Origin of the sequence: Pseudoclavibacter helvolus (assembly GCF_014191305.1) — a bacterium.
GTDB classification, from domain to species: Bacteria; Actinomycetota; Actinomycetes; order Actinomycetales; family Microbacteriaceae; genus Pseudoclavibacter; species Pseudoclavibacter helvolus.
Map to the genome: position 1 here is coordinate 867,867 of NZ_JACHWJ010000001.1, position 12,058 is coordinate 879,924.

Annotated in this window: 10 protein-coding genes and 1 pseudogene; 6 read left to right on the forward strand and 5 right to left on the reverse strand. The window is 65.1% G+C overall.

Annotation, left to right across the window (positions count from 1 at the left end):
- Positions 1–159: 159 nt before the first annotated feature.
- Positions 160–1,101 carry a GlxA family transcriptional regulator gene (locus FHX72_RS03940; RefSeq protein ID WP_183623093.1) on the reverse strand — a complete coding sequence of 314 codons (942 nt, stop codon included), beginning with the start codon at positions 1,099–1,101 and terminating at the stop codon, positions 160–162.
- Positions 1,102–1,209: 108 nt separating this feature from the next.
- Here FHX72_RS03940 and FHX72_RS03945 point away from each other — a divergent pair, with 108 nt between their 5' ends.
- The 5 genes and pseudogenes from FHX72_RS03945 to FHX72_RS03965 all read left to right on the forward strand — a co-directional run bounded on the left by FHX72_RS03945 (position 1,210) and on the right by FHX72_RS03965 (position 6,658).
- A complete protein-coding gene (locus FHX72_RS03945; RefSeq protein ID WP_183623095.1) occupies positions 1,210–1,521 on the forward strand; it encodes a putative quinol monooxygenase in 312 nt (103 codons plus the stop codon).
- 107 nt (positions 1,522–1,628) lie between these two features.
- Positions 1,629–2,942: pseudogene (locus FHX72_RS03950) on the forward strand (ISL3-like element ISPfr2 family transposase); the annotation flags it as partial.
- 201 nt (positions 2,943–3,143) lie between these two features.
- On the forward strand, positions 3,144–4,460 hold the full coding sequence (locus FHX72_RS03955) for an ABC transporter substrate-binding protein (RefSeq protein WP_183623998.1): 1,317 nt from the start codon (positions 3,144–3,146) through the stop codon (positions 4,458–4,460).
- A gap of 108 nt (positions 4,461–4,568) precedes the next feature.
- A complete protein-coding gene (locus FHX72_RS03960) occupies positions 4,569–5,699 on the forward strand; it encodes a carbohydrate ABC transporter permease (RefSeq protein ID WP_183623097.1) in 1,131 nt (376 codons plus the stop codon).
- Positions 5,696–6,658 carry a carbohydrate ABC transporter permease gene (locus FHX72_RS03965; RefSeq protein ID WP_068479002.1) on the forward strand — a complete coding sequence of 321 codons (963 nt, stop codon included), beginning with the start codon at positions 5,696–5,698 and terminating at the stop codon, positions 6,656–6,658. Before FHX72_RS03960 ends, FHX72_RS03965 begins: the two co-directional genes overlap by 4 nt.
- A 246-nt stretch (positions 6,659–6,904) precedes the next feature.
- Here the strand turns inward: FHX72_RS03965 and FHX72_RS03970 are convergent, their stop codons facing one another.
- The 3 genes from FHX72_RS03970 to FHX72_RS03980 all read right to left on the reverse strand — a co-directional run bounded on the left by FHX72_RS03970 (position 6,905) and on the right by FHX72_RS03980 (position 9,865).
- Positions 6,905–8,053, reverse strand: coding sequence for an ABC transporter ATP-binding protein (locus tag FHX72_RS03970; protein WP_183623099.1), 1,149 nt, complete (start codon positions 8,051–8,053; stop codon positions 6,905–6,907).
- A 150-nt stretch (positions 8,054–8,203) separates the two neighbouring features.
- Positions 8,204–8,938 carry a zinc ribbon domain-containing protein gene (locus tag FHX72_RS03975; protein WP_183623101.1) on the reverse strand — a complete coding sequence of 245 codons (735 nt, stop codon included), beginning with the start codon at positions 8,936–8,938 and terminating at the stop codon, positions 8,204–8,206.
- Positions 8,939–9,040: 102 nt separating this feature from the next.
- Positions 9,041–9,865 (reverse strand): Nif3-like dinuclear metal center hexameric protein, encoded by an 825-nt coding sequence (locus FHX72_RS03980; RefSeq protein ID WP_068479012.1) that lies wholly within the window; start codon positions 9,863–9,865, stop codon positions 9,041–9,043.
- 175 nt (positions 9,866–10,040) lie between these two features.
- On the opposite strand from FHX72_RS03980, the gene FHX72_RS03985 reads away from it, so the two are divergent.
- A complete protein-coding gene (locus FHX72_RS03985) occupies positions 10,041–11,027 on the forward strand; it encodes a substrate-binding domain-containing protein (protein ID WP_183623103.1) in 987 nt (328 codons plus the stop codon).
- Positions 11,028–11,130: 103 nt separating this feature from the next.
- Here the strand turns inward: FHX72_RS03985 and FHX72_RS03990 are convergent, their stop codons facing one another.
- Positions 11,131–12,057 carry an aldose 1-epimerase family protein gene (locus tag FHX72_RS03990; protein ID WP_183623105.1) on the reverse strand — a complete coding sequence of 309 codons (927 nt, stop codon included), beginning with the start codon at positions 12,055–12,057 and terminating at the stop codon, positions 11,131–11,133.
- Position 12,058: the final 1 nt, after the last annotated feature.

Below are 12,058 nucleotides of genomic sequence, written 5' to 3' on the forward strand. Positions count from 1 at the left end.
CCCAACCCCGACCGTCCGGGAAGCCGGGACACGTCACATGGGCTGTGCTGCGGGCGTGTCGAGTGGGTAGTCCAGGGGCGACGCAGGAGCGTCGACGCGACGTGCTGAGAGGTGGTTCCAGTCGAGCGCTAGGACACCGGCTACAGGCATGGCGATAGGTCAGGAACGGCGTCGCTCCCTGCGCAGGAGGGAGCGCAGAGTCTCGGCGTTCGCGTAGCCGACCCGTAGCGCGATCTCGGCGGAGGTGAAGTCCGTGGTTGCTGAGAGGTGCCGAGCTCGTTCGATGCGAAGCCGTTGGACGAAGCCGAGCGGAGTGAGGTTGAGCGCCGCACGGACTCGTCGTTCGAGGGTACGCCGGCTGGTGCCGAGCGACTGCGCGACGAAGGCGACGTTGAACGGTTCGTCCAGGCGGGCGCGCACGAAGCGTTCGAACTCGACGACGATCGGGTCCTCGTGCCGGAGATGTTCGTAGGCGACGAAAGCCGCCTGCGACGGGCGCTCGTCGATGATGAGGAGCTTGGCGACATGTTGGGCCAGGTCGGGGCTGATCGATCGCACGAGTGAGAGCGCGAGGTCGATGTGGGCGAAGGCGGCGCCGGCGGTGACGAGGTTCCCGTCGACCACGACCATGGTGTCGAGATCGAGGGCGACGGTCGGATAGCGCTTCAGGAACTCCGGCCCCAGGAACCAGCTGGTCGTCGCCCTCCGATGATGCATCCGTCCGGTCTCGGCGACAGCGAACACGCCGGTACACGCCGCGGCGATCCGGGTGGTCGCCTCGTCGAGGCGCCCGAGCGAGGCGATGACCGAACGAGCATCTCGGCTCTGGAGGGCGTCGTGGGTCGCGGCGGCCGTAAGGGTTCCAAGCGCAGGGACGACGACCACGTCGAACTCTCCGGACTCCGACAGCGGGTGGTCCACCGACAGGGTCATCGATGCCGTCGTGGTCACTCGCCGTTTCGGTCCGAGGATGGCGAGTTCGATCGGGTCGATCCGCGGGTCGACATCGCCGCGGGCTCCGTCGGCCACCCGCACGATGTCGATGATCGACGCGATAGCCGAACCGAAGCAGCCGTCGATCGCGATCAGTCCGATACGCATGACGTAAACAATAGCAATACTGCCGTATACGCCACTCCCCACCGGCCCTCGCTCGTCATACACTGAACTCGCCCCACAAAGAACCCCGACTTCAAGGAGAACCCCCTTATGTCCATACCCGCATCACTTCCGTATGCCTTCGTCGCCAAGATCGTCGCGGCCGATGGACAGCACGACGCGCTCGCCGATCTGCTCGCCGGCGCTGTCGCGCTCGCCAACGAAGAAGTAGGAACGATTGTCTGGTTCGCGGTCAGGACCCACGCCGACACCTTCTGGATCTTCGATGCATTCCCCGACGAGGCCGCTCGCGACGCCCACGCCAACGGCGCCATCGTCGCAGCCCTGATGGCCAACCAGCACCTCCTCAGCGCAGCACCCGAGATCCTGGCGGCCGACGTCCTCGCGTCCAAGCTCCCGTAGTCCGCCAACGCACGCGACGATCGCGCCCCGCCGAGTCGGTCCGCAGATAGACGTCGAGGTCTCCCGACGATGGAGGTTCCTACGCCATCCATCCGAAAGACCTCGACGTGTCCGACGCTACCCCGCCGGCCGGCTTCGGCCGCCCTGACCTGACCGCCTTCGCTCGACTCGACGGCCTCGGTCTGAGCGTGATCGGGCAACGACTTGAACCGGATCGTGCGGTCCTCGCGTGCCGCGTGGTGGAACCAGATCAGTGGTGCCGACGGTGCGGCAGCGAAGGCGCCGCTCGTGACACCGTGATCCGGCGGTTGGCCCACGAGCCGCTGGGCTGGCGACCGACCGTGCTGGAGGTTGTAGTGCGCCGCTACCGCTGTGCCGACTGCGGACACGTGTGTCGCCAAGACACCAGCGCCGCGGCGGAGCCACGCGCGAAGCTCTCGCGCACCGGGCGGCGGTGGGCGCTGGAAGGGATCGTGGTCGCACACCTCACCGTCGCCCGTGTCGCCGAGGGACTCGGGGTCGCGTGGGACACCGCCAACAACGCGGTCCTGGCCGAAGGCAAGCGGCTGCTGATCAACGACCCCACGCGGTTCGAGGGCGTGAAGGTCATTGGCGTCGATGAGCACGTCTGGCGCCACACCAGGCGTGGCGACAAGTACGTCACCGTGATCATCGACCTCACCCCGGTCCGCGATGGCGCCGGCCCAGCAAGGCTGCTGGACATGGTCGAGGGCCGATCGAAGGCGGCGTTCAAGACCTGGCTCGCCGACCGCGACGACGCCTTCCGTGACGCCGTCGAGGTGGTCGCGATGGACGGCTTCACCGGGTTCAAGACCGCCGCTGCGGAGGAGATCCCGGACGCGGTCACGGTGATGGATCCCTTCCACGTCGTGCGCCTGGCCGGTGACGCCCTCGACAGGTGCCGGCGCCGGGTCCAACTCGCGATCCACGGGCACCGTGGGTTCAGGGACGATCCGCTCTACAAGTCGCGGCGCACGCTGCACACCGGCGCGAACCTGCTCACCGACAAGCAGAGCGACAGGCTACGCGCGCTGTTCGTTGATGACGCTCACGTCGAGGTCGAGGCGACCTGGGGTGTCTACCAGCAGATGATCGCCGCCTATCGCCACGAGGACCGGCAACGTGGCCGCGAGCTCATGGAGAAGCTGATCACCGACCTCAGCGCCGGCGTCCCCAAGGTCCTCACCGAGCTCACCACCCTGGGCCGGACCCTGAAGAAGCGAGCCGCCGACGTGCTCGCCTACTTCGAACGACCCGGCACCAGCAACGGGCCGACCGAGGCACTCAACGGACGGCTCGAACACCTGCGCGGCTCCGCACTCGGGTTCCGCAACCTGACCAACTACATCGCCCGAAGCCTGCTCGAGACCGGCGGCTTCAGACCCCAACTCCTACACCCCGATTGGGATGAGCCTGATAACGACTTAGTGAACGGCGTGAAGGAACTCATGTGTTCGTGTACGCTCCAAAAGCGCACGGCATTTCCACACGCAGATCTCAGGAATGCAGTGCTCGAACCGTTGCGTTCCAGCAACGCTTCCCGGGCAATGACTGCCCGGAACGACGGTTCGCTCGCAGTCAAGGACTTAAGGAGGAGTTCAATGACAACATCCACGAAGCGGCGCGCCGCAACAGCGGTTGCCGCACTCGCAGTCGCCGGTCTCGGGCTGACAGCCTGTTCCGGTGGTCCCGGTGTGCAGACAAACGAGGGCGGCCCCAGCGATAACAAGGTCACCATCTACGGCACGATCGTCGACGCCGAGGCAGAGCTCCTCGAGCAGTCGTGGGCAGGCTGGGCAGAAGAAAACGGCATCGAGATCGTCTACGAGGGCTCCAAGGAGTTCGAGACCCAAATCTCGGTCCGCGCGCAGGGCGGTACCCCGCCCGACGTCGCGATCTTCCCGCAGCCTGGGCTCATGGGCGACCTCGCCAGCACTGGGCTTCTCACCGAAGCGCCAGAGGGCGTCGTCAGCAACCTGGAAGAGTACTGGTCGGAAGACTGGAAGACGTACTCCTCGCACGACGGAACCGTCTACGGCGCGCCACTCATGGCGAACCTCAAGGGCTTCGTCTGGTACTCCCCGAAGTTCTTCAAGGACAACGGCTACGAAGTACCGAAGACCTGGGAAGAGCTCGTCACACTGACGGGCGAGATCCAGAGCAAGACCGGAACCGCACCCTGGTGCGCCGGCTTCGGCTCCGACGCCGCCACCGGCTGGCCAGGAACTGACTGGATCGAAGACCTCGTCATCCGCATGCACGGTCCGGAGGTCTACGACCAGTGGGTCGCCAACGAGATCCCCTTCACCGACGAGCGCATCCAGGCGTCGTTCGAAGAAGCCGGCAAGATCCTCACCAATCCTGACTACGTCAACGCTGGCTTCGGCGACGTGCGCTCCATCAACTCGACCGCATTCGGCGACGTGGCCCCCAAGCTCGTCGACGGCACGTGCGCGCTCCACCACCAGGCTTCCTTCTACGACGGCTTCATTACAGAGGCCGGCGGAACCGTGGGCGAAGACGGCGACGTCTGGGCCTTCATGACCCCTCCTGCTGAGGGTAAGGAACAGGCAGTCACCGGCGGCGGCGAGATCGTCGGCTCGTTCAACTCGGACGAAGACACGGTCAAGGTGCTCGAGTACCTGTCCAGCCCGGAGTGGGCCAACAGCCGCGTCGCCCTCGGCGGCGTCATCAGCGCCAACACGGGTCTCGACCCGGCCAACGCGAAGAGCCCGATCCTGCAGGAGTCCATCCAGATCCTCCAGGACCCCGAGACGACCTTCCGCTTCGACGGTTCTGACCTCATGCCTTCGGCAGTGGGCGCAGGCACGTTCTGGAAGGGAATCATCGACTGGATCAACGGCACGGACGTCAACACCGTGACGACCCAGATCGACTCCGGCTGGCCCTCCAGCTAAGCACCCGTGTGGAGCATCCGGCAGTCGACGGATGCTCCACACGCATTCCACCGCACGGACGACGTCGTCCCCCGCGAACGTGCTTTTCTGCCACCCCGGAAGGTCACAATGGCAAGTTTCTTCACGTGGCTGGCCCAACTGCCGCCACTTCTGCAAGTCCCGATCGTCATCATCGCGTTTCTCGCGGTGGTCGCGCTCATCGTCTACTTCGTTGAGCTCGCGCCAAGGCCCGGTACCAAGTACACGGTCCTGCGCCTCGTAGTCTGCATCGCAGTCCCGGTTGCGCTCGTCTTCATCCTCGGCACCTACACATGGGCGGCCATCGTCGCCATCGTGCTCGGTGCCCTGCTCTTCTGGCTCGATCACCGGTCGCGCGAAGGCGCCGGCTACCTGATCGGCCTCATCGGCTTCCTCGCACCAGCGCTGGTCCTCGTCATCATCGGTCTGATCGTGCCGAGCATCCAGACCACTGGTCAGGCGTTCACCAACAAGGCTGGCGACTTCGTAGGCCTCGAGAACTTCATCTGGATCTTCACCCAGCCAAGCGGCATCCGGACGGTCCTCAACACGATCATCTGGGTCGTCGTCACGCCGATCCTGTCCACGATCGCAGGCCTCGCCTACGCCGTGTTCATCGACAAGTCACGCGGCGAGAAGTTCCTCAAGGCGCTCGTCTTCATGCCGATGGCCATCTCGTTCGTCGGCGCGTCGATCATCTTCAGGTTCATGTACACGGCCCGCCCGGCCGACCAGGACCAGATCGGCCTCCTCAACCAGATCATCGTCTGGTTCGGCGGGCAGCCATACGACTTCCTCGCCGAGTCGCCGCTCAACACGTTCTTCCTCATCATCGTCCTCATCTGGGTGCAGACCGGTTTCGCCATGGTCGTGCTGTCCGCAGCCATCAAGGGTGTACCGATGGACCAGATCGAGGCTGCGTCGCTTGACGGCGCGAACCCGTGGCAGCGTTTCATCAACGTGACTGTCCCCGGAATCCGCTCGTCGCTGGTGGTCGTCGTGACGACGATCTCGATCGCGTCGCTGAAGGTCTTCGACATCGTTCGCACGATGACCGCAGGCGCCAACGACACGAGCGTTATCGCCAACGAGATGTACACGCAGTTCAAGACCTTCGAGACCGGACGATCGGCCGCCTTCGCGGTTGTGCTGTTCATCCTCGTGCTGCCGATCATCATCTACAACGCGAACCAGATGAAGAAGCAGAGGGAGATCCGATGAGCGCCATCGTTCCAGTTGAACTTCCCGTCGACACCAAGACGGCGGAGCAGCTCGCGCGAGGCGAGAAGACCACAAGCGGCAAGGTGAAGAAGAACCTCACCAGCCGCTGGGCCACCGTTGCGGCGATTGCGATCGCCGTTGTCTGGACCATCCCGACCTTCGGACTCTTCGTCTCCTCGTTCCGCCCCAAGGCGGAGGTCGTCAGCACCGGATGGTGGACGATCTTCGAGAACTGGGGCTTCACCTTCGACAACTACGTCGAAGTGCTCGCCTCAGGCAACACGCAGCTGACGATGGCCCAGGCCTTCCTCAACTCGATCGTGATCGCCCTCCCAGCGACGGTCATCCCGCTCGCGATCGCCCTCCTCGCTGCCTACGGCTTCGCGTGGATGGACTTCAAGGGAAAGAACTGGCTGTTCATCCTGGTCTTCGCACTGCAGGTCGTGCCGATCCAGATGGCGCTCGTTCCGCTGCTTCAGCTTTTCGCTCGCGGCGAGATCTTCGGTGTCCCGGTAATCGCCGCTTTCGGGGCGGATGCTGGATTCGCGCAGGTATGGATCGCTCACTCGATCTTCGCCATGCCACTCGCGATCTTCCTGCTGCACAACTTCATCGCGGAGATCCCGCGCGAGGTCATTGAAGCAGCTCGGGTCGACGGCGCCAGCCACGGCCAGATCTTCTTCCGCATCATTGTCCCGCTGACGCTTCCCGCCGTGGCATCGTTCGGTATCTTCCAGTTCCTCTGGGTCTGGAACGACCTGCTCGTCGCGCTTGTGTTCGCCGACGGTGCTGTTGCGCCGATGACGAAGCTGCTCGCTGAGATCACGGGCTCCCGTGGTCAGGAATGGCCGCTGCTCACGGCTGGCGCGTTCCTGTCCATCCTGGTCCCGCTCATCGTGTTCTTCTCGCTGCAGCGCTACTTCGTGCGAGGCCTCCTGGCGGGCTCCACGAAGGGCTAGGCCAAGGCCGGCACCACCACGTGCCAGCACTACTTTTGAGGGGGAGCCGAAAGGCTCCCCCTCATTCGTGTCTCCGCTCGCTGCGTCCACAGCGGCACCGCCCGTTGACGTCGTGAGAAGCCTGTGCCAGGTGCGTGCGGAGCGGACAGCAATGCGGACCAGAAGCCGCAGACAGCGCGGACAGCAGAACGCCCTCCGCAGATCGTGTGATCTGCGGAGGGCGTTCCGATCTCCTCGGAGGAGTTCCTAGCTAGCTGCGCCGCTTGCGAGAGCGTCGTTCGCCTCCTGGACGCGGATAGCTTCGGTGAGGGCACCGCTGATGCGCTGCTCGGTCTCCGGGCCGAAGATGTGGATGTGGTCGTTGTCGGTCGTGACGTAGATCGTCTCGCCGACCTCGGGGTGGCTGCGACCGTCGACACGGGCGACGATGTCCGTGCGCTTCCCGTCGATCATCGAGTGACCATACAGGTAGCCCTCGGCGCCGAGCTCCTCGACGAGGTCGACCTCAACCTTGAGTCCAGGCTTCTCCTCGCGCGAAATGATGATGTCATCCGGGCGAACGCCGACAGTTGCGGTGCCCGTCTTGAGCTTCGCCAGCGTTGCACGCTCGAGTGGAATGACGTCGGTCCCAAAACGCACACCCTCTGAAGTGAGGTCGGCGCCGAAGATGTTCATTGACGGGCTGCCGATGAAGCCTGCAACGAAGACGTTCTTGGGCTTCGCGTACAGTTCACGCGGCGTTCCGACCTGCTGCAGGACGCCATCCTTGAGGACAGCGATGCGGTCACCCATCGTGAGGGCCTCGGTCTGGTCGTGCGTCACGTACACGGTGGTGACGCCGAGACGGCGCGTGAGGCTCGCGATCTGCGTGCGGGTCTGCACGCGCAGCTTGGCGTCGAGGTTCGAGAGCGGCTCATCCATGAGGAAGACCTGGGGGCTACGCACGATGGCGCGGCCCATTGCGACACGCTGACGCTGACCGCCGGAGAGCGCCTTCGGCTTCCGGTCGAGGTAGGGCTCGAGGTCGAGGATCTTGGCGGCCTCGAGCACGCGCTTGGCGCGCTCTTCCTTGTTGATACCAGCGATCTTGAGCGCGAAGCCCATGTTCTCGCCGACTGTCATGTGCGGGTAGAGCGCGTAGCTCTGGAACACCATGGCGATGTCGCGGTCCTTGGGCGGGAGGTGCGTGACGTCGCGGTCGCCGATCAGGATGCGGCCGCGGTTCACCTCTTCGAGGCCCGCAAGCATGCGGAGCGACGTGGACTTGCCGCAGCCGGACGGGCCGACGAGGACGAGGAATTCTCCATCGTCGATCTCGAGGTCCAGGCTGTCCACCGCTGGGCGAGCGCCCTCGGTGTAGATGCGCGATGCGCTTTCAAAGGTCACAGTTGCCATAGGAGTACTCCCTCATTACCGGCAGGTACGTGCCGGACGATCCGTAGTAATAGGTGAGGAGCAACGATGCGTTTCACTTCAAGCGACGCCGTCGGCGCTCCGCCACTGAGTATGTCAGAACTCAGCGGCGAGCGCGCGACTTCTTTTGCATCAGAGTGAGGATTTCTCCGTGCGCACGAGAATCGCCCCGGAGTCCGGGCAGATGACAACGTCGTCTGGCGCGGCTCGCCGGATCTTCTCGAGTTCCGGCCGGTCGAGGGCGACGTTCGTGCCCGTCGTGATGATGCCGATGAGCTCGGCAGCTCCGACACCGTAGCGTTCGCGCTGCTTCTCGTAGAGCGCGACGAGGTCCGCGGGGAGCGGGCCGAGTACGCTCGCTCGCTGCTCGGCAAGCACACGGTACTCGCCCTTCAAGTTGTCGCGGGCTGCGTCACGCAGCACCGTGAGCTCACTGGCGCGATCCTCCACGCCCCGCTGCGACTCGAGCGCGCCCTCGTGGGCGGCCGTCTGCTCTTCGACGCGCTGCATGACTTCTAGCTCGCCGTCTTCAAGGATCGTACGGCGTCGCTGAAGGACTTCGATCTCCCGCTGCAGGGCTTCGATGTCCTTGCGGCTCGACGCCCCCTGGAGGCGCTCATTGTCGCGCTTGAGGCGGGCCTCGACCGTCTCCACGTCTGACTCGATCTTCCTGAGCTCGCTGCGCGAGTCTTCAAGCTGCCCGAGTAGCTGCACGACCTCGGCACGGTGCTGAGTTCGCTCCTCGTCGAGGGCGTTCAGGTGGTGCTGTTCCGGCAGGTTCTTCGCGACGTGCTGCACTCGCCGCCGTTTCGTGTCGATATCGGCGAGTTCGAGCAGACGACGCTGGTCCGCCTCGCTGGCCTTCATGCTCGGCCCGTGTTCATGTCTTGGATGGCGTTCATAGTGTCCTCATTCTGTCGTGAAGTCTTGTTGCGCCGGCACAGGGCGCGCGCTCCGCCCGCCGTGGCGTCACTGTGGAATAGCGAAGTCCCATGGATCAGTCCGAAGCTCGGATACCTCGATCTGGAGCTGCGGGAATGCAGATTGGAGCTCCTGGGCGGCGTAGCCCAGCCACAGCCATTCGCTCGCCCAATGCGAGGTGTCGATCAGGGCGGGGCCGGTTCCGCGGGCGATCGACTGCTCGAGGGACTCAGAGGCTGGGTGGTGGCGGAGATCGCTCGTGATGTAGACATCGGCGCCGACGACGGCAGGGTTATCGAGGAGCGAGTCGCCTGCTCCCCCACAGAGCGCAACGGTCTTGACGACCCGGTCGAATGACCCAGCAGCTCGAATGCCCGTTGCGGTCGCGGGAAGTATGCCCGCGAGCCTGCGGGCGAGCGCACCGAGCGTCATCGGTTCAGGAAGGACGCCGATTCGGCCGAGACCTCGACCCGGATCTGTGGCTGCGGGGACGATCGGTGTCGACCCCGCGAGGCCAAGCGCCGTGGCGAGCGCAGCCGAAGTGCCCGTCTCGACGACGTCGGCATTGGTATGCGCGGCGACAAGAGCGACATCGGCTCGAATGAGCTGTGCAAGCAGTGAGCCCTTCCCGGTGCTCTCTGCCACGGTCGTGATCCCCCGGAGGAGCAGCGGGTGGTGGACGAGGAGCAGATCCGCCGAGGTCTCCACGGCTTCCTGCACCGTCAGCTGAGCCGCATCGACCGCAACAAGGATGCGGCGGATTTCCGCGTCGGGAGCGCCCGAGACAAGGCCGACCGAATCCCAGGACTCCGCCCCTGACAATGGCCACTTGTTCTCTACAAATTCGAGCACGTCGCGAAGTCGGGTCACCATAGGGCGATCCTAGTTGCGGCGTTGGGGGAATCCGCCGGACTTTCCGCGTAGAGTGAGCACTTCATTGCTCCTTCCCCCGGGAGTCCTTCTATCAGAGTTTCCCCCAGGAGACCTCTTGTCAGAACATCAGCGCAATGCTGTCCCGAATTCCGTAAAGCGTCCAACTATTCGCGACGTGGCAGCGGTGGCCGGCGTATCCAAATCTCTTGTCTCGCTCGTGTACAGCGACCCGGAGAAGGTCAGCGAAGCCAGGAAGAGTCGAGTGCTCGCGGCCGCCGAGGAGTTGGGCTTCCGCCCGAACCTGCTCGCTCGCTCGCTCGCTACGAACATGAGCGACTTCATCGGCATTCTCGTCGCCGACCCCGTGAACCCGGTCTTCGCCGAGATCATCGAGGCGGCGAGCCTCGAGTTCGATCGCGCTGGCCGGCGTGGTCTCATGACAACGGCAGTGTTGCCGCAGGCAGGGACCGTGCGTCGTCTCAACGAGGAGACGATAGCTACACTCAGCGATCTTCGCCCGAGGAGTGTCCTCATCGCAGGCTCCCTTCCCGACGTCGCGTCACTCGGCTCGCTCGCAGAAGATCGCCCCGTGGTCGTGGCCTCAGGCCTCACGGAGGGCCTCCCGAATGCCGGCAGCGTCCGGACCGATGACCGGAAGGGCCTCGCTCTCCTGGTCGAACACCTCGCGTCTCTCGGGCACAGCGACATCGTTCACCTCGGCGGCCTGACGGCCGTCGGTCGGAGCAGAGCTGACGCGTACGAGGACGCAATGACGAAGCATGGCCTCGGAAGCTACGTGCACGTCCAGGACAGCGACTTCACGGAGCTCGGTGGCTACATGGCCGCAACGAGCGTGCTGGCTCGCGCGACAAGGCCGACGGCCATCATCGCTTCCAACGACCTCGCCGCCCTCGGGGTGCAGCGTGCCCTCGACGAACGCGGGCTCACGCCGGACGACGTCGCACTCACCGGTTACGACAACTCGTTCCTGGCGTCGATCGCGGGAGTCTCGTTGACCTCCGTCGATCCGCACAACGCCGTCATCGGTCGCGAGGCCGCGCGTTGGCTCATCGAAGCCGAGGCCGGCAAGGACTCGCTCCCGAGCGAGCTGCTCGTGGAGCCGCGTCTCGTGGTCCGGCGCTCATCCGGCAAGGGCATCTGAGCCGAAGCCTGCGCGACACGGCTGCTCGCGCTGGTCTTTCGGGGCCCGCCGAGGCCCGAGCCCTCCGAGTGGGCGAGCCCTCCTAGCTAGCTGGTGAGCCCTGCTAGCTACTGAACCTGACACCCCAGGCGGCGCTCCACGTCTCGCCTGAGCCGATTCCGATGAGGTCGGTGCCCGAGTTGAGGGCGTCAGGCGGAGCCGTCATGGGCTCCGCGGCGAAGGCGAGACCGGTGCCCCCGTGGTGCCCGTCTGGACGCGGGAAGTCGCTCGGCGTGTAGAGCTGCAGGTGACGGAAGGCCTCGTCTCCCCAGACCTCGAGTCGCGCGCCGGTTCGAGACTCGAGCGCGAGCAGTACCCGATCACCGCTTGGGCGGACGCGGAACGCGTAGTTGAGGTCGAGCTGACCGACCTCGCGTCCTCTGGTCAAGTCGAATGCGCCCCCGGGCTCGATTGGCTCCGTGCCGATGGGAAGCAGCCGGTCGTCCAGAAGGACGCGCTCGAGGAGGTCCGAGGTCACGACGAGTTCGGCGATGGGTTCTTCGCCGATCCGGAAGTACGGATGCGCGCCAAGGGCGAACACGGCCTCACGAGTCCCGAGGTTGGTGACCGTATGGGTGACCTCGAGCCCATCCTCGATTGCCCGGTACTTCACGCAGTGGCGGAGCGTGAACGGCCACCCGTGTTGCGGAAATACGGTGGCGCCGAGCTCGATGCTCGAGCCGTCCTTCTCGAGTACCGCGTACTCGGTGTTTCGGAGGAGCCCGTGCGAGGCGTTGCCCTTGCTGGGCTCAGTGATGTCGAGCTGCTGGGTCTTGCCGTCGAGGCTCCAATTGCCGTCGCGCACTCGGTTGGGCCACGGGAAGAGCGTGATGCCGGCGCCGAACGGCGGGAGGACGTCGTCCCCGAAGTCCTCGACGAGCTGAATGCCGTCGACTTCGAGCGAGCGCAGGACGCCGGCGACCGCGCCGACCGCGACGCGGACGCCGTCGTTCTCGAGCTCGTGACGGGTTCCGGTGACGGGTGGATGCATG

What these genes read in the sequence shown, in the direction of transcription:
- FHX72_RS03980 (WP_068479012.1), bottom strand. Translation starts at nt 9,865, where the DNA reads ATGGTGACCCGACTTCGCGACGTGCTCGAATTTGTAGAGAACAAGTGG.
- FHX72_RS03945 (WP_183623095.1), top strand. Translation starts at nt 1,210, where the DNA reads ATGTCCATACCCGCATCACTTCCGTATGCCTTCGTCGCCAAGATCGTC.
- FHX72_RS03965 (WP_068479002.1), top strand. Translation starts at nt 5,696, where the DNA reads ATGAGCGCCATCGTTCCAGTTGAACTTCCCGTCGACACCAAGACGGCG.
- FHX72_RS03970 (WP_183623099.1), bottom strand. Translation starts at nt 8,053, where the DNA reads ATGGCAACTGTGACCTTTGAAAGCGCATCGCGCATCTACACCGAGGGC.
- FHX72_RS03955 (WP_183623998.1), top strand. Translation starts at nt 3,144, where the DNA reads ATGACAACATCCACGAAGCGGCGCGCCGCAACAGCGGTTGCCGCACTC.
- FHX72_RS03960 (WP_183623097.1), top strand. Translation starts at nt 4,569, where the DNA reads ATGGCAAGTTTCTTCACGTGGCTGGCCCAACTGCCGCCACTTCTGCAA.
- FHX72_RS03975 (WP_183623101.1), bottom strand. Translation starts at nt 8,938, where the DNA reads ATGAAGGCCAGCGAGGCGGACCAGCGTCGTCTGCTCGAACTCGCCGAT.
- FHX72_RS03990 (WP_183623105.1), bottom strand. Translation starts at nt 12,057, where the DNA reads ATGCATCCACCCGTCACCGGAACCCGTCACGAGCTCGAGAACGACGGC.
- FHX72_RS03940 (WP_183623093.1), bottom strand. Translation starts at nt 1,101, where the DNA reads ATGCGTATCGGACTGATCGCGATCGACGGCTGCTTCGGTTCGGCTATC.